The following is a 15126-nucleotide window of genomic DNA, read 5'->3' as shown; positions in this document are numbered from 1 at the left end:
CCTCTTACTCCCCGGAGTCGGCCGTCGGAACGGGCATGCGGAAGCCGAGCTTCCCTCCGTATGCCCGATGCAGCAGCTCCGGTGTGAATGCGGCCGCGGTCGGGCCGAATGCGATCTTCTCTCCGTTAAGCAGAAGCACGGAGTCGAAGTATTCCGTCACGGTCGTCAAGTCGTGATGGACGACAAGCACCGTTCGGCCTTGCCGCTTAAGCTCGTCAAGGAGCAAGACGATCGCCTTCTCCGTGGCCGCATCGACGCCTGCGAACGGCTCATCCATCAGATACAGAGCCGCGTCCTGCGCAAGCGCCCTGGCCAGGAACACGCGCTGCTGCTGTCCTCCCGACAGTTGCCCGATCTGACGGTTAGCGAAGGCCGCCATGCCGACCTTCTCCAGGCATTCGAACGCCAGCTCCTTCTCCTTCCTCCCGGGGCGCCGGAACAGCCCCAGATGCCCGTATCTTCCCATGGTCACCACATCCAGCGCATGGGTCGGGAAGTCCCAATCCACCGATTCCCGCTGAGGGACGTAGCCGACCAGCTTCCTCTGCTGCTTGTAGGGCTTGCCGTAAATGCGAACTTCCCCTTCGAGCGCGGGAATCAACCCGAGAATTGCTTTGATAAGCGTGGACTTCCCCGCCCCGTTCGGTCCGATGATTCCGATCAACTCCCCCTTCTTCGCCTCGAAGGATACTCCCTGGACAACCGGCTTCTTGCGGTAAGCGACCGTCATTCCGCTGACGGCCAGCGGCGCCGCTGCTCCAATCATGCTGACAACCTCCTTCCATGGATTCCTCTTATCTCAACGCTTGAACGATCGTGTCCACATTGTGCCGAACCATTCCGATGTAGGTGCCTTCTTCCGTTCCTTCGCTTCCCATCGCGTCGGAGAACAGCTCTCCTCCGATTCGAACCTCGTGCCCTTGGCGGCGCGCTCCTTCCAGCACAGCCTCAATCGACTTCTTGGGCACGCTGGATTCCACGAATACCGCCTTGATCTGCCGCTGCACGAGCATATCCCGCAGGTCAGCCACATCCTTGGCACCGTATTCCGAAGCGGTGCTTATTCCCTGCAGGCCGACTACTTCGATTCCATAAGCGGCTCCGAAGTAACCGAACGCGTCGTGCGCCGTGACCAGCACGCGGCCCGCCTCCGGAATCGAAGCGATCTGTTCCGCGGCATAACGGTCCAATTCCTCAAGCTGCTTCAGATAACTCTCCGCCCGCTCCTCGTACTCCGCCTTGCGGGACGGATCGTACTCGATCAGCGTGTCGCGAATCGTCTCGGCCGCGATCATCCAGAGTCCGACGTCGAACCAGACGTGCGGATCGTAGACCCCATCCCCGCTCTTGCGAAGACGCTCCTCCGGAATGTCGTCCGTTACGGCTTTGACCGTGCGCCCCTCGCCCATCTTCTCAAGAATATCCGTCATTTTGCCTTCCAGATGAAGTCCTCCGTAGAGGATGATATCCGCTTCCTCAAGCTTGCGAATATCGCCTTGAGAAGCCTTGTAGAGATGGGGGTCGACTCCCGGTCCCATCAAGCCCGTCACCTTCGCCGCATCTCCTCCGATCTCTCTCGCCGCGTCGGCGATCATGCCTATCGTCGCCGTAACCCTCAGTTGCTCCGGCCCGCTTGCCCCCTCTCCGGCCGTCGACCCGGATTCCGCGCAACCGGACAAAACAACAACCGCCAATGACAAGCACAACAGATGCCCCATCCATCGCTTGAACCCCGCTCCCCTACCGTTCATGCAGCTCCCTGCCTCCCACGATAAATTTGCCCAAGCTAATAATTTTAGCCACAGGACTATTTTTTTATATTATACAATAATGTTTCCCATATGCAACATTTAACTTTAAAAAAACCTCCCCCTAAGCCGGCGGCGATTCCGCCTGCCTTAAGAGGAGGAGTATTCGTTCTTAAATCCTGCCGGCCCCTGCCGCAGCGCCCGGCTTCTCGGCAAGCCGAAGTCCGAGCCCCTCTTCGCCAATGCCGATCTCCTTGTTCTCACAACGACTTGCCCTTCTTCAGAGTAACTGCTATTTTCCACAATTAAACACAATTAAACATAAAGAACCCCGAACTCCTCCGAAGAAGAATCCAGGGTTCCGGGGTCAACTCTTGCAATCAGCCGACGGCGCCGACCGGTTCGGCCTCCAGCGCCTTCCTGCTGTCGCCTGCAGCAGCATGGGAAGCTTCCGCCGCCGATTGCGCAAGCGCGTCGTGCGAGAGTCCGTATGGCAGACACATCGGCGTTCCGGTGCGGGGGTCCGGAAGAACGTCCGCATCGATTCCGAAGACGACGCGCAGCATCTCCGGCGTCATTACCTCCGCCGGGTCGCCTTCGTACCGTACGGAGCCTTGCTTCAACGCCACCATATGCTGGGCGTACCGCGCGGCGTGGTTCAGATCGTGCACGACCATGATGATCGTGCGCTTCTGTTCCTTGTTCAGCTTCTCGAGAAGCATCATGACCTCGATCTGGTGAGCCATGTCAAGGAAGGTCGTCGGCTCGTCAAGCAGCAGCACCTCGGTGCCTTGCGCGACAGCCATGGCGATCCATGCGCGTTGACGCTGGCCGCCCGACAGTTGATCGACCGGACGTTCGGCGAACGCCATCATCGCGGTCGCTTCGAGCGCCCATTCGATCATGCGCATATCTTCCGACTTCAAGCTGCCGAATCCCTTCTGGTGCGGGTAGCGGCCGAAGGAGACCAGCTCCTTGACGGTCAAGCCGTCCGGCGAGGTCGGGTTCTGCGGCAGAATGGCCAGTTGCTTCGCCACTTCCTTCGTCGGCTGGCGATGAATCTCCTTGCCGTCGAGATAGACGGCCCCGCTCTGGGGGCTCAGAATTCGGGCCATGGACTTCAGGATGGTCGACTTGCCCGAGCCGTTGGAGCCGACAAGCGCCGTGATCTTGCCATCGGGTACCGACAGATTCAATTCATCCACGATCTTGCGGGCGCCGTAGGCCAGCGACAATTGGTTCGTACTCAGACGAGACATGCGATCTCTCCTCGCGCAGCGGCATAGAAATGCGGCCGCTCTTATCTATAAATAGCGTTGCGTGACGTGCTTTAGCATCCGGACATTGAAAATATTTCTCAGTAAACTCGATATGTAAAAATGATAATTGTTCTCATTGGATATGTCAACCTTCGATTGCCGAAAATTCCGCCGAAGTTCGATTGTTGGCTGGCCGATTCGATCATTCGCTGGCCGAAAATTTGAATTCCTATTCGCGGGTTGCCCCTTGCTATTCTTATATTTCCGAGTATAATACTAGGTAAATTAATCCGACAGGAGAGTCCGACGATGGCCAGCAAGCGCGATCAAGCCGCCGACACTTGGGTGAACGATCATCTCGATCTCTATAATTACGCGGTTCGGATCGGGGATTCGGATTGGCAGGATGAGCTTCTCGGCGCCTTAAGCCAGCGGGAAGAGCCTATCCGCCTTCTGTCTAACCATCTTGCCTTGCAGGAGCTCTGGAGCCGATTCGATTCCGTCAACCGACGCATGCTGGAGATCTACGACCGAATTCGGGCGGACCGGAACGCAATCCATCGGCAGACGTTGCAGCGAACGGTGTTGGAGCTGAAGCAGCAGCGCGTCTCCATCTCGCGTCAGATCCGGGAGCTGATTCGGTAGCTTGTTCGGCAACTCGCGGGGGAACTTCGCAGCAAACGAAAAAAGCCCGCATGCGGTCATCCGCTCTGCGCACTTATTGGGGAAGTTAAGTATTCAATCCGGCATGCCGAAGTCGGCTCTGCCGCTGCCATGTCCGCCGGCCCGCCAGCCGCCTTACATGGATACCTTCATGTCTCGCATCGACGCCATCATGCGGGTCATCATCTCGTCGCATTCCTGCATCTTATTCATCATCATGTCCATGTCCATGCCGTCCATGCCCATCTCGCTCATTTGATCCATCATCATCTGCATGCACTTCATCTTGCACATCATTTCTTCCATACACATCGCCATCATCATCTGCATCGTCATCTTCTCCACCCCGTTCACCCCCTCCCGTCCAGTTATTACCAACATACTATAGGGGCCGCGAAAGTTCAAGACACTTTTATTCATTTGGGAAAAAAGCCTCCGTCCTCCACTCGCCCCCTCTCCTCTCCAGCTCCCCCTGTTTCCTCCCGTGCACGGACTTTTGCGATTAACTGTTGCGGTTTTATGCGATTTTTCACACTCATCCCGCTCCGAACCCCCTCCATCCGCCGATTTTATGCGATTTTTCGCATATATCCAGCACCTCGGGCCAGAAATCCGCCCATTTTATGCTATTTTCCACATATAATCGCCCAAAGTACCCGGTTTCGGGCAGTGCCAATGTGATTTTTCACATAAAATCGGGGGCCAGCGGCTTCGGTGGGGGATTGGTGTATGGTCGGTAGTCGGCGGAATGGGCGGATAATCGGCGGGTGGTCGGTGGTTGGTGATTGGTGGTCGGTGGTTGGTGGTTGGTGATTAGTGTTCCGTGATCAGTGTGGCTGGCGGGCAGGTGATCTGCAGGTTAATGGTCGGCGATTGGCATGTGGTTGGTTAGTGGTCGGCAGGGGGCGGATAATCGGCGGATAGTCGGCTGATGGTTGTTAATCGATTGGTTATTGGTTGGTTGTTGGTTGTTGGTTGTTAGTCGTTGGTTGTTCGGTTCTTTTAGTGGTTGGTCGGTGGTCGGCGGGAGGCATGTGCTCGATATTCGGCGTTCGGTATTCGGCGTTCGGTGTTCGGTGATCGGCGGAGGGTTCGCGAGCGGTCCAGACGGGACAACGATGCCAAAAAAAGGAGCCGTCCCACGCCATTGGGATGACTTATGGAGCGGCTCCAGCTCCGTTCGGCGTCGCGGGTGTCAGCGCGGCTACCCTTTCTTCGCCTTCCGGATCGTCAGGTCGTAGATGCGCCCGTAACGCCTGCCCAGCTTGACGATTCGCCGGATGGCCGATCGGTCGTCGAGCAGCACGAACGGCTTCGCGTCGGGCGCCGTGTTGATCTCCAGAATCCAGTATCTCCTCTTCGTGTCCAAGGCGACGTCCAGTCCCAGCTCGTTGAGCTCGGGATAGCGGATGGCCAAGCGAGCCGCCGAACGCCTCGCGAGAGTGCGGAACCGATTCAGAAGAACGGGCGCCGCGGCCCTGCCCGCCACCTTGTTCAGAATCCGCTTGGACGGATAGATCGTGCCGCCCTGGCTTCCGTTCGTCACCGGCTTCCCCGGGGAAGCTACCCGAGCCAAGGTGCCGGTCACCTCCCACCTTCTCCTCTCGTTGCGTTGGATCATCACCCGGAAGTCGAGCGGCCGGCCGCCGAGACGGACCATAACGATCCCCCGCTGCACCAGATAGTTCCGCTTCCTCCGATGTCCCTTGATCCACTTGCAAGCGGCGTTGAACGAAGGCAGTCTTTTCCGAACGGTGCCGTAGTGGACCATATACCCCCGCTTCCCCTTCGCCACCTTCATGACGCCGATGCCGCGGGCTCCGATATCCGGCTTCACGTACACCATGCCGTACTTGCCCAGCATCGCCTTAAGGGACGCGCGATTCATCGGCCTCGTCTCCGGCACGTGCGAGGCGAGCTGCCGCGAACGCAGAATCACCCTCGTCTTCCCCCACTTGCTCCGCACATCCCGTTGTCCGCCCACTGCTCCCTCTCCTCTGCAGCCTTTTTTTTCGCATGCGTATCCATACCATATGGCGAATCTCACGACTCGCAAGGGCAAGCACCCAGTCGGACCCAGAACCATTACGGATTAGGCTCATAAAATGTAGAAGGCTTGAACGAATACGGAGACGGCGGAGGGGTTGGCGAAGTTGGAAGCAAGCGAGCTTAGACGTATCATCCGGCAGACGCTTCGGGAGTTCCCCTGGTACGAGTCGGCGCTCCGGGAGCAGGGGTGCTTGCGCGCGCGGGACGAAGACGTTCCGCTGGCCGAGCTGCCTCTGATGACCTCCGAGCGGCTGGAGAAGCATTATTACACCCCGAACCAGCCACTGGGCCGAAGGCCGGACCTGCGCTGCTACCGGACATCCGGAACGAGCTCCGGTCTGCGCAAGGCCATCTATTATTCCGAAAATGACGAGCGAGCCTATGCCGAGATCAAGAGTCGGATGTTCGCATGGTTCCTCGCGGGAACGGGCGTGCGCAGCGCGTTGTCCGACATGGGCACCGGCCATGCGGCCGATACGGCGGCCGGCATCTTCGCCAGAATCGGGCTGCAGGCCGAGTCGATCTCGTTCCGCCTTCCGGTGGAGAAGCATCTAGAGAGGCTGGAGAAGCTGCGCCCGAACGTTCTCTATACGATGCCTTCGATCCTCGACAACCTGCTGCGGGCGGCCGACGACCCGCTGCGCTTCCGCATACGCAAGGTCATCCTTGTCGGAGAAGCCGCCGCCCCGGCCTGGATCGCCGGAGCGGCGGAGCGGCTCGGCATCCGGGAGACGGACGTGATGGACACCTACGGCTCCATCGAGATCGGAACGATCGCATCCTACTCGCACGAACACGGAAGATATGTGATCGCAGAGGGGCTCGGGGCCGAAGGGCTGCGCACGATCCCGATGCCGGCGCGCGGCGAGCCGGCTTCGCTGGCAGACGACGAATCGATCCTGACGCTTACCTCGTCGGTTCGCGAGACGTTCCCGGCTGTGCGTTACGTGACCTACGACGTCGTAAGGGACCTGCGGCCCATCCGGGTGGACGGAGCTCTGCGCCAGAGCTTCCAGGCGCTGGTCCGAAGAATCGGACCGGAGCTGAAGCACGGGGAGAAGATCAGCGTCTACGACATCGAGGACGTCGTTTACCGACATGCCGGCCAGGCCATCGTCCGGATCGAGGTTGCCGGCGGCAAGCTGCGGGTGCATGTGGGCGGCGGGATCGGGGCGGAGAAGCTTGCCGCCATCGGCGCGGACCTGCGGGAGCGAATTCCCGAGATCGGACGAATGGTCGAGGGGGGCCTGCTGGAAGAGCTGCAGGTGCTTGCGCTGGACGAAGACAGCCTTGCGGAGGAGAGCTCCATTAAGCACAAGAAGATCTATTACAGTTGAAGGGGCGTGAATGTTGGAACCGAACGAAGGCGTGCTCGCAACGATAGGCCGAACCCCGCTCGTCCCCCTGAAGAGAATGTTCGAGGATGCTCCCTTCCGGGTATACGCGAAGCTTGAGCTGATGAATCCGGGAGGCAGCGCCAAGGATCGGCCGGCTCTCCACATGGTGCGGCAGGCGATCAAACGCGGCGAGATCGGGCCGCAGACGACCGTCATCGAGTCCAGCTCCGGCAATCTCGCGGTAAGCCTGGCCCAGATCTGCGGATACCTCGGCCTGCCGTTCATCTGCGTGCTGGATGCCCGCACGACGGCCTACCACCTCCGACTGATCCGCAGCCTGGGGGCGAGAATCGAGTGGATCGACAAGCCGGACCCGGACACCGGCGAATACTTGCCGGCCCGCATCCGGCGGGTGAAGCGGCTTCTCGCCGAGATCCCGGACAGCTATTGGACGAATCAATACGGCAACCCGGACAATTACCTTGCCCATTACGAGACGACGATGCCCGAGCTGCGGGATGCGCTCGGCCGCATCGATTATTTGTTCTGCGGAGTAAGCACCTGCGGCACGATCCGCGGCTGCTCCGAGCGGGTGCGCGACGACGGACTGCCGACGCGGGTCGTCGCCGTCGACGCCGCGGGCAGCGCAATCTTCGGCGGGGAGGGACGGGCCGTTAGACGGTTGCCCGGCCTCGGAGCGGCCATCGTGCCGCAGCAATTGCGCAGCGAGCTCATCGATCGGGTCGTCTACGTGGACGATCCCGATTGCGTCCGCGGCTGCCGCGACCTGCTGAGGACGGAATCGATCCTCGCCGGCGCCTCCTCCGGCGGAGTGCTCGCAGCGATCCGCCGGATGCAAGCGGATATCCCGGCGGGCTCCGTCTGCGCGGCCATTCTCGTGGACCGCGGCGACCGCTATTGGGACACGGTCTACAACGACGAATGGGTCGCCGGGCTCTCCCCGAAGACGGAGGGAGACAGATCGCCGTGATCTACTTGAACGACCGTCATATCACCCGCATCGGAACCCCTTGGCCGGAGCTCATGCACCTCGTCCGGAACGTCCTGCGGCTGCAGGGCACCGCTGAGCTCGTGCAGCCCTTGAAGCCTTATCTCCGGTATCGCGATCCGCGCAACCGGATCATCGCGATGCCCGCGTTCGTCGGCGGAGAGGTGGAGGCGAGCGGAATCAAGTGGATCGCCAGCTTCCCCGGCAATCTGGAGAGAGGCCTCCCCCGCGCGCACAACACCCTGATCCTCAACGATACGCACACCGGGGAGCCGATCGCCTTCCTCCGCAGCGGCAAGCTGAGCGCCATCCGCACGGCCGCCGTCAGCGGGGCGATGCTGGGCGCATATCTGGAGAGCCGCCCGGGAAGCGCCGAGCCGTCCGCGGGGTTGCGCATCGGCATCGTCGGCATGGGCCCGATCGGACGGATGCACTTGGCGATGCTCCACTCCGCCTATGGCGACAGAATCGCCGAGCTCCGCGCCTTCGACGTGCGCGGCATTGCGGCGGCGTCGCTGCCGAAGGAGCTCCGGCGGCGGGTCCGGGTCTGTTCCTCCTGGCAGGAGGTCTATGAGCGTTCGGACGTGTTCCTGACCTGCACCACCTCTCCCGAACGATACATCGACCGCCCTCCCCGCCCCGGCATGCTGCTTCTGAACGTCAGCCTGAGAGACTACCGGCCGGAATCCGTCGATCGCTTGAGCGCGGTCGTCGTCGACGATTGGCTTGAGGTATGCCGGGAGAACACCGACATCGAGATGCTGCATCGAAGCTGCGGGCTTGAAGAGGCGGATGTGCTGACGCTCCGGCAGGCGATCTGGGACAATGCGCTCGCAGCGATCCCGCCCGAGGAGCCGATCTTCTTCAACCCGATGGGCATGGCGGCGTTCGATATCGCCGTCGCGGCCTCCTATGTCCGGCAGGCGATTCGCCTCGGCATCGGTTCCCGGCTGCCGTAGCTTCCTTGCCTGCCCCTTCCGCGAATCTCTTGTGAGATATGATGACAGAGACCATCCGCCCCCGGACAAAACCGCACGGAGACAACACGTATCCCATTCGCTTCGGCTGTATTTTCGGAATTCTCGGTGCTGCTTGTCGAATGTTTGGAGTATTTTAGCAATATTCGTCGAAATCTACTATTCATTCACGTCAACTTCCTTTACAATATCAACAACAAGATTAGCTGTCCGAAGCCTAGGGGGATACAGCCTCATGACTGAACAAGCATCCGCACGCACGGTGCCCCTCTCTCCACCGGAAGAGCAGATCGCGGCATATTATCAGCCCATATTGGCCCTGGATACGAGACGAATCGTCGGCTACGAGGTGCTCGGCCGGCAGGTCGACGAGAACGGCGGCGTCAAGAGCCTCGGCCCCTTCTTCACCGATTCGCGCGTCGACGTCTCCGAGCAGATCCGGATCGACCGCCTGCTCCGGGAGAAGGCGATCGCCAAGGCCGGCACCTTTCCGGAGCCTCCGTCGATCTTCCTGAACCTGAAGCCCTCGTGGATCTATCGGCATTATAAGCTGACGGGGGAGCTTCACACGCTTCAGCTTCTCGACCGGTACGGCATCGACCCGAGCCGGGTATGCATCGAGATTACCGAGGAGGAATTCCGCGGCTCCTTCCTGGAACTGGGCGAGATCATCGACATCTATCGGAAGCAAGGCTGCCGCATCGCGATCGACGACGTCGGCTCCGACTTCAGCAGCTACGACCGCATCGCGCAGCTTCGCCCCCACCTGCTCAAGGTGGACATCCATCTGATGAAGCGAAGCGCGAGCCATGACGGCTATCTGGGGGTTCTGCGTTCCTTCTCGACCTTGGCCGAGCAGATCGGCGCCTCCTTGCTTGTCGAGGGGGTGGAGACCCGGCAGGATCTGCGGAGGGCGATTCAGATCGGCGCCCGCTATGTGCAAGGGTACCTGTTCTCCCCGGCGGAGCCGGACTTCCGGAAGGGGGACGAGTTCGCCCGCCTGATCGAAGAGGAGCTGGAGGAGCATCGGCAGCTTCTGCACCGGACCGAGCACTATTGGGTCAGGCGCGCGGCCGAGCTGTTCCGCTCGATGCATTCGAACGCCGTCCATCAGGAGCTGGAGGCCGAGGAGCACCGCTTCCAGGCGGAAGAGGAAGGCACCGCGGCATCGGATGAAGCCGATTGCATTCTGCAGAGGTGGGTGCCCTATCTCGACTCGTTCTGCCTCCGGGTGTATCTGTGCCTGGACAACGGAACCCAGATCTCCTCGAATCACGTGCGCAATCCCGACGGAAGCTGGCACATCGAGAGCGAATACCGGGGGTCGGACTGGAGCTGGCGGCCGTACTTCATCCCGCATCTGTCGCAGATCGAAGGAAGAACGGACTCCAAGCTGTCCCCGCAATACGCCGATCTGAACACCCGAAGATGGATTCGCACCTTGTCCATCCCGGTCGGCAGACGCCTCGTGCTGTTCCTCGACATCGTGGAGCCGGTGCTCTGACAGAGCGCCGGCTTTCTCTTCGGGCACCGGAATTTAGGCGACAATTCGCGTTGGTGCCGTTCCATGACCGGTCTCTGGGGCGATTTTATGCGAAAAACCGCATACGTCCGGAGCTAAAAGGGGCTTCGAGGTCCAACGAATGCGAAAAACCACATACATAGCCGCAATTCCGTCCCGAAATGCCGGATGTATGTCAAAAATCATATAAAACGCCTCGATCCACCCAAAATCCGAGCCGCCGAATGTGAAAAACCACATAAAAATCGCAGGAATCGCCGGATCAGGGAGGGACGGGGGTGCGGTGTGTGGAGAAGGGGAACATCCGGGAAGACCGCACGGATAGACCGCACGAGCCTATCGGATATGGAGTATAAGTTGTGCATCCCCTTCCGCCCCCCTCGGCACCTCTCCTCGGGACCTCTCCGCAGCCCCCTCTCGGCAACCGTTCGCATCATCCGCATCCTCCCCGCTATCCTTGCGCCCCGCGAATTTGCTACAATGGAGGCAGGACGCGATTCGGAGGTTACGCAATTGGACTATATCGTTCTGGATATCGAATTCAACGGGCGCAAGTTCGCCAGCGAGCTCCCGATGGAGGTCATCGAGATCGGCGCCGTCCGCCTCGACTCGTCGCTTGCGCCGGTCGGCGAATTCTCTTCGATGATCAAGCCCGTCTACTTCTCCAAGCTCAACAGCTTCCTGAAGAAGAAGACGGGGATTCAGCAAGAGGAGATCGATTCGGCGGACGGCTTCGTGGCGGTCAGCGAGCGGTTCCGCGCCTGGCTTGGCCCGAGCGAGAACTTCCTGCTGCTCACCTGGGGCGGCGAGGACATGAAGCGCATCGTCTTCGACACGAGGATGCACAAGCTGGACGATGCCTACTGGATGGGCACCGACTACTTCGATCTGCTCAAGGGCTACCTTCGCTGCAAGGGGCTGACCAACGACGTCAGCGTCGAAGCCGCTCTCGCCGAGCTGGCGATCGACGCTTCCGGCTCCGCCCACCGCGCGCTCGACGACGCCCGCATGACGGCCGAGGTGTTCCGCGCCGTGTTCGCCGGGCTTGACCTGAGCCTGAAGCAGCGGTTCAAGGATACTTATTCGAACGCGAAGGAACGGCGGCTCGTGAAGAACGCCATCCGCACGATCCGCTCGCAGAAGCAGGAGCCGACCTGGGCTCTTCTGGCGGAGAAGTTCCTGACCGGCAAGGTGGACATGGACAACGCCAAGAAGCTGGACGAGCTGCGCGGCTACTTCGAAGCGGAACTTAACAAGAAGGCCTGACGGCCTCGGATACGGGAGGATCTTCCATGCGCTTTATCTCTTGGAACGTCAACGGCCTGCGCTCCTGCGTAGGCAAGGGCTTCCTCGATTACTTCAAGGAGTCGGATGCGGACGTATTCTGCCTGCAGGAGACCAAGCTTCAGGAGGGCCAGATCGAGCTGGCGCTCGGGGAGGAATACTCGCAGTATTGGAATTACGCTCAGAAGAAGGGGTACTCGGGAACGGCTGTTTTCACCAGGGTCAAGCCGCTCTCCGTCCGTTACGGCATCGAGGACGACGAAGAGCCCGAAGGACGCATCATCACGCTCGAGTTCGACCGTTACTACTTCATTACCGTCTACACCCCGAATGCGAAGCGGGACCTCTCGAGGCTCGATTACCGCCTGGAGTGGGAGGACCGGTTCCGCGCCTACCTGAAGCAACTGGACGAGCTCAAGCCGGTCATCGTCTGCGGCGATCTCAACGTCGCCCATCAGGAGATCGACCTGAAGAACTGGCGCGGCAACCGCGGCAATTCCGGCTTCACGGATCAGGAACGGGAGAAGATGACGACGCTGCTCGGCTCCGGCTTCGCCGACTCCTTCCGCTATCTGTATCCCGACCGCGCGGACGCGTACACGTGGTGGTCCAACATGCCGAAGGTCCGGGAGCGGAACGTCGGCTGGCGCATCGACTACTTCCTCGTCTCCTCGCGGCTGGCTCCCTCCATTGCGGAGGCGCGCATCGACGCTCACGTGCTGGGCAGCGACCATTGTCCGATCTGTCTGGAGCTTGCGGACGAATAAGGAAGAAGGCCGGGTCCCTCGCGATGAGGAGCTCGGCCTTCCTGCTGTCGGCTTGCTTAGCCCTGCCCTGTGAAAATAACAATCGAATCCCGAAGAAACTCCGCGCTCCCCGGCGTCTGCTTGTCGTAGTAGGCACGGAAGCGTTCGTCCTCCACGTACATCCGGGCGAGTCCGGCATGCGCCTCCTTGCTGTACTCGGCCCAGTAGAAGGCCAGCCACCGCTTGTGGAGCTCGGCCACTCGCTGCGCCTCGGCGCTCGCCGGGTCTCCCGTCGCATAGGCTTCGGCCAGCGCGGCATGAATCTCCTCCGCCAAGCGGGCCGCCTCCTCGTGCTGCTCCTTCGTCATGCCGCGCAGCTTCTTGTTGGACTCCTCCACGGCCTTCTCGCCGTACTTCCGACGAATCTCCTCGCCGTACTTCGCCTCGTTCTCCTCGATCATCCGCTCCTTGAAGCCTTCGAACCGTTCCGCGTCGCTCATCGTCCCTCTCCCTTCCGCGAGCGCGATCGTCTTCTCCACATTGTCGAGAAGAACGTCGAGCCTGCGCCTTCTGTCGAGAAGCTTCTCGCGGTGCTCGTACAGAGCGCTTGCGCCGTCGAAGCCGTCCGCGTTCACGATGCGCGCGATCGTGTCCAGATCGACCTCCAGCTCGCGGTAGAAAAGAATATGCTGCAGGCGTTCCAACTCGTGCCCGCCGTAGATCCGGTACCCCGACGAGGTCAGCCTTGCCGGCTTCAGCAGGCCGATCTCGTCGTAATACCGCAGCGTTCTTGTGCTCACCCCGGCCATCCGCGCCAGCTTCTGTATCGTATACTCCATCTTGATCGCCTCCCGACAAAGCAACGATACACCTTTACGCGGCGTCAAGGTCAAGACGGATCTGTCAACAAATAAATGGTTACCAGCCGAAGTCCATCGTCTTCCCCGTCTCGACCCACGACTTGGCGTTGCTGAGAATCATCGGCCAGCTCGCCTTCGTGTTCTCGTAGGAAGGATGCCCCTCCGGCCAGCGGTCGTTCACGAGCGTCAGCTTCGTGCATCCTCCGACCTTCTCGAGCGACATGGTTACTCGGGTCTCCAGTTCGGCGTGATTCTCCCGATAGGAAGGGCCGGGATGCTCGGTATAGCTCATTCGTTGATTCGGCTCGAACTCGAGCACCGTTCCGTACACGTGCACCGTCTCGTCTCCGTCGTTGCCGGGTCCGACATATTCGTAAGGCGCACCGATCTCGAAGGTGGACTTCAGCACCGATCCGAAGAAGAGCGCGCGCACCCCCTCGGGGCTGATAAAAGCGTTCCAGACGTCCTCCGGCTCGGCGTTGACGTAGATGGTGTATTCAAGGTTTTCCATGATGGGCTCCTCCATTCATTGTGTTGTTGGATTCGTTAAAGGTTCGGCGACGATTCGTTGCTTGCCCAGCGATACGCTGTTACTCTTACTATAGGATGGCCCATTAGGCTTGTATTGTAAAATCGCGACATCGCCGCGGTCAGGGGGAGGCTATGAGAGAGTCCAAGCTTCAGGCAACAAGAGGGATCGTGCGCGCCGACGAAGGCTTCCGCCGATTCGTGCTGGAACGGTACGAACCGGATGCCGCGCTGGCTCCGTTCGTGGAGCATTACTGGCTCGTGCGCTGGGACCTGAGGGAGCAGCCGGACTTCCACCAGCATATTCTCTCATACCCAAGCGTCCAATGGGTGTTCGAGAACGACTGGACCGGCACCGGCTCCTGGGTATACGGCGTGCCCACTCCTTCTTATACGAGGCATCTGAAGGGATTCGGGCAGAGCTTCGGCGCGAAGTTCCGGCCGGGCGGGTTCTACCCGTACTGGAAGCAGGATCTCGCTCCGCTCACCGGAAGCCGGATCGGCGGAGCCGCGGCGTTCGGCGAGGACGGCGCCGCGGTCGAGGAGGGGTTCTGGGAGCTGCCGGACGACGAGGCGAGGGCGCGCCGGATCGAGAGCTTCCTGCTGCGGCGGCTTCCGGAGAAGGACGAGCAGGCCGAGCTTGCGGAGCGCATCGTCCGCTCGATGATCGACGACCGAGAGATCGTCCGGACCCAGGATGTCGCCGAAGCGTTCGGGCTGGGCGTTCGCACGCTGCAGCGGCTGTTCAGCCGGTACATCGGCGTGAGCCCCAAGTGGGTGCTCCGGCGCTTCCGGCTGCAGGAGGCGGCGGAGCGGCTCGAGAAGGGCGAGCTGGGAGCGGGACCGGCGGGCTGGGCCGAATTCGCGCAGCAGCTCGGCTACTACGACCAGGCGCACTTCATCAAGGACTTCAAGGCGCTGCTCGGCCGCTCGCCGGAGGACTACGCCAGGAAGTCCCGGGGCGAAGGGTAAGCTCCGGGCCCGGAGGCGGCGGTTCGGCGCGGAGCGAACTGCGGGGGGTGACTCGGAGGTGGCGCAGCGGCTGAATGCGGGGCGAGCTCGGAGATGGCGGCCGGACGAGGAGCCGGAGCTTCGTTGTACGGGTTTCCCGCACATCTCCCTCTCCAACCGCCTCTTCGAAGCT

The 15126-nt window shown here is 60.8% G+C and carries 15 protein-coding genes; 8 read left to right on the top strand and 7 right to left on the bottom strand.

Annotation, left to right across the window (positions count from 1 at the left end; all coding sequences use genetic code 11):
* Nucleotides 1-4 precede the first annotated feature (4 nt).
* From E6C55_RS08410 to E6C55_RS08400, 3 genes are all read right to left on the bottom strand, one after another.
* A complete protein-coding gene (locus E6C55_RS08410) occupies nucleotides 5-766 on the bottom strand; it encodes a metal ABC transporter ATP-binding protein (RefSeq protein ID WP_136369333.1) in 762 nt (253 codons plus the stop codon).
* A gap of 28 nt (nucleotides 767-794) precedes the next feature.
* Nucleotides 795-1751: a metal ABC transporter solute-binding protein, Zn/Mn family gene (locus E6C55_RS08405; protein ID WP_136369332.1), complete on the bottom strand. Its 957-nt coding sequence runs from the start codon at nucleotides 1749-1751 to the stop codon at nucleotides 795-797.
* A 377-nt stretch (nucleotides 1752-2128) separates the two neighbouring features.
* Entirely contained in the window at nucleotides 2129-3007 is an 879-nt protein-coding gene (locus E6C55_RS08400) for an ABC transporter ATP-binding protein (RefSeq protein ID WP_136369331.1), read from the bottom strand.
* 309 nt (nucleotides 3008-3316) lie between these two features.
* Here E6C55_RS08400 and E6C55_RS08395 point away from each other — a divergent pair, with 309 nt between their 5' ends.
* The gene (locus E6C55_RS08395; RefSeq protein ID WP_136369330.1) at nucleotides 3317-3652 is read left to right on the top strand and encodes a hypothetical protein; all 336 of its coding nucleotides are present in this window, start codon (nucleotides 3317-3319) and stop codon (nucleotides 3650-3652) included.
* 153 nt (nucleotides 3653-3805) lie between these two features.
* Here the strand turns inward: E6C55_RS08395 and E6C55_RS08390 are convergent, their stop codons facing one another.
* Both E6C55_RS08390 and E6C55_RS08385 read right to left on the bottom strand, forming a co-directional pair.
* Nucleotides 3806-4015: a hypothetical protein gene (locus E6C55_RS08390; protein ID WP_136369329.1), complete on the bottom strand. Its 210-nt coding sequence runs from the start codon at nucleotides 4013-4015 to the stop codon at nucleotides 3806-3808.
* An 859-nt stretch (nucleotides 4016-4874) separates the two neighbouring features.
* Nucleotides 4875-5654, bottom strand: coding sequence for a YheC/YheD family protein (locus tag E6C55_RS08385; protein ID WP_168735539.1), 780 nt, complete (start codon nucleotides 5652-5654; stop codon nucleotides 4875-4877).
* Between the two features lie 160 nt (nucleotides 5655-5814).
* On the opposite strand from E6C55_RS08385, the gene E6C55_RS08380 reads away from it, so the two are divergent.
* The 6 genes from E6C55_RS08380 (at nucleotide 5815) to E6C55_RS08355 (ending at nucleotide 12615) form a co-directional block, all read left to right on the top strand.
* Nucleotides 5815-7056: a phenylacetate--CoA ligase family protein gene (locus E6C55_RS08380; RefSeq protein ID WP_230986607.1), complete on the top strand. Its 1242-nt coding sequence runs from the start codon at nucleotides 5815-5817 to the stop codon at nucleotides 7054-7056.
* A 10-nt stretch (nucleotides 7057-7066) separates the two neighbouring features.
* Complete coding sequence (gene sbnA / locus E6C55_RS08375) at nucleotides 7067-8047, top strand: 2,3-diaminopropionate biosynthesis protein SbnA (RefSeq protein ID WP_168735538.1); 981 nt, start codon at nucleotides 7067-7069, stop codon at nucleotides 8045-8047.
* The gene (locus E6C55_RS08370; RefSeq protein WP_136369327.1) at nucleotides 8044-9024 is read left to right on the top strand and encodes a 2,3-diaminopropionate biosynthesis protein SbnB; all 981 of its coding nucleotides are present in this window, start codon (nucleotides 8044-8046) and stop codon (nucleotides 9022-9024) included. Before sbnA ends, E6C55_RS08370 begins: the two co-directional genes overlap by 4 nt.
* A gap of 253 nt (nucleotides 9025-9277) precedes the next feature.
* Nucleotides 9278-10546: an EAL domain-containing protein gene (locus E6C55_RS08365; protein ID WP_136369326.1), complete on the top strand. Its 1269-nt coding sequence runs from the start codon at nucleotides 9278-9280 to the stop codon at nucleotides 10544-10546.
* 531 nt (nucleotides 10547-11077) lie between these two features.
* Nucleotides 11078-11830, top strand: a complete 753-nt coding sequence (locus tag E6C55_RS08360; protein WP_136369325.1) for a 3'-5' exonuclease — start codon at nucleotides 11078-11080, stop codon at nucleotides 11828-11830.
* Between the two features lie 26 nt (nucleotides 11831-11856).
* Nucleotides 11857-12615, top strand: coding sequence for an exodeoxyribonuclease III (locus E6C55_RS08355; protein ID WP_136369324.1), 759 nt, complete (start codon nucleotides 11857-11859; stop codon nucleotides 12613-12615).
* A gap of 56 nt (nucleotides 12616-12671) precedes the next feature.
* On the opposite strand, the gene E6C55_RS08350 is transcribed toward E6C55_RS08355, so the two are convergent.
* Nucleotides 12672-13433, bottom strand: coding sequence for a MerR family transcriptional regulator (locus E6C55_RS08350; protein ID WP_136369323.1), 762 nt, complete (start codon nucleotides 13431-13433; stop codon nucleotides 12672-12674).
* Nucleotides 13434-13512: 79 nt separating this feature from the next.
* Nucleotides 13513-13965, bottom strand: a complete 453-nt coding sequence (locus E6C55_RS08345; RefSeq protein ID WP_136369322.1) for an SRPBCC family protein — start codon at nucleotides 13963-13965, stop codon at nucleotides 13513-13515.
* Nucleotides 13966-14117: 152 nt separating this feature from the next.
* On the opposite strand from E6C55_RS08345, the gene E6C55_RS08340 reads away from it, so the two are divergent.
* A complete protein-coding gene (locus E6C55_RS08340; RefSeq protein WP_136369321.1) occupies nucleotides 14118-14954 on the top strand; it encodes a helix-turn-helix domain-containing protein in 837 nt (278 codons plus the stop codon).
* Nucleotides 14955-15126: the final 172 nt, after the last annotated feature.

Source organism: Cohnella fermenti, from assembly GCF_004801405.1.
Taxonomy (GTDB): domain Bacteria; phylum Bacillota; class Bacilli; order Paenibacillales; family Paenibacillaceae; genus Cohnella; species Cohnella fermenti.
Note: the sequence above shows the minus strand (reverse complement) of the source record. Positions and strands in the feature narration are given on the sequence as shown.

Bases quoted from the DNA above. Each gene is read 5' to 3' on its own strand.
- E6C55_RS08405 (WP_136369332.1), bottom strand. From the start codon at position 1,751: ATGAACGGTAGGGGAGCGGGGTTCAAGCGATGGATGGGGCATCTGTTG.
- E6C55_RS08345 (WP_136369322.1), bottom strand. From the start codon at position 13,965: ATGGAAAACCTTGAATACACCATCTACGTCAACGCCGAGCCGGAGGAC.
- E6C55_RS08350 (WP_136369323.1), bottom strand. From the start codon at position 13,433: ATGGAGTATACGATACAGAAGCTGGCGCGGATGGCCGGGGTGAGCACA.
- sbnA (WP_168735538.1), top strand. From the start codon at position 7,067: ATGTTGGAACCGAACGAAGGCGTGCTCGCAACGATAGGCCGAACCCCG.
- E6C55_RS08400 (WP_136369331.1), bottom strand. From the start codon at position 3,007: ATGTCTCGTCTGAGTACGAACCAATTGTCGCTGGCCTACGGCGCCCGC.
- E6C55_RS08355 (WP_136369324.1), top strand. From the start codon at position 11,857: ATGCGCTTTATCTCTTGGAACGTCAACGGCCTGCGCTCCTGCGTAGGC.
- E6C55_RS08340 (WP_136369321.1), top strand. From the start codon at position 14,118: ATGAGAGAGTCCAAGCTTCAGGCAACAAGAGGGATCGTGCGCGCCGAC.
- E6C55_RS08365 (WP_136369326.1), top strand. From the start codon at position 9,278: ATGACTGAACAAGCATCCGCACGCACGGTGCCCCTCTCTCCACCGGAA.
- E6C55_RS08410 (WP_136369333.1), bottom strand. From the start codon at position 766: ATGATTGGAGCAGCGGCGCCGCTGGCCGTCAGCGGAATGACGGTCGCT.
- E6C55_RS08395 (WP_136369330.1), top strand. From the start codon at position 3,317: ATGGCCAGCAAGCGCGATCAAGCCGCCGACACTTGGGTGAACGATCAT.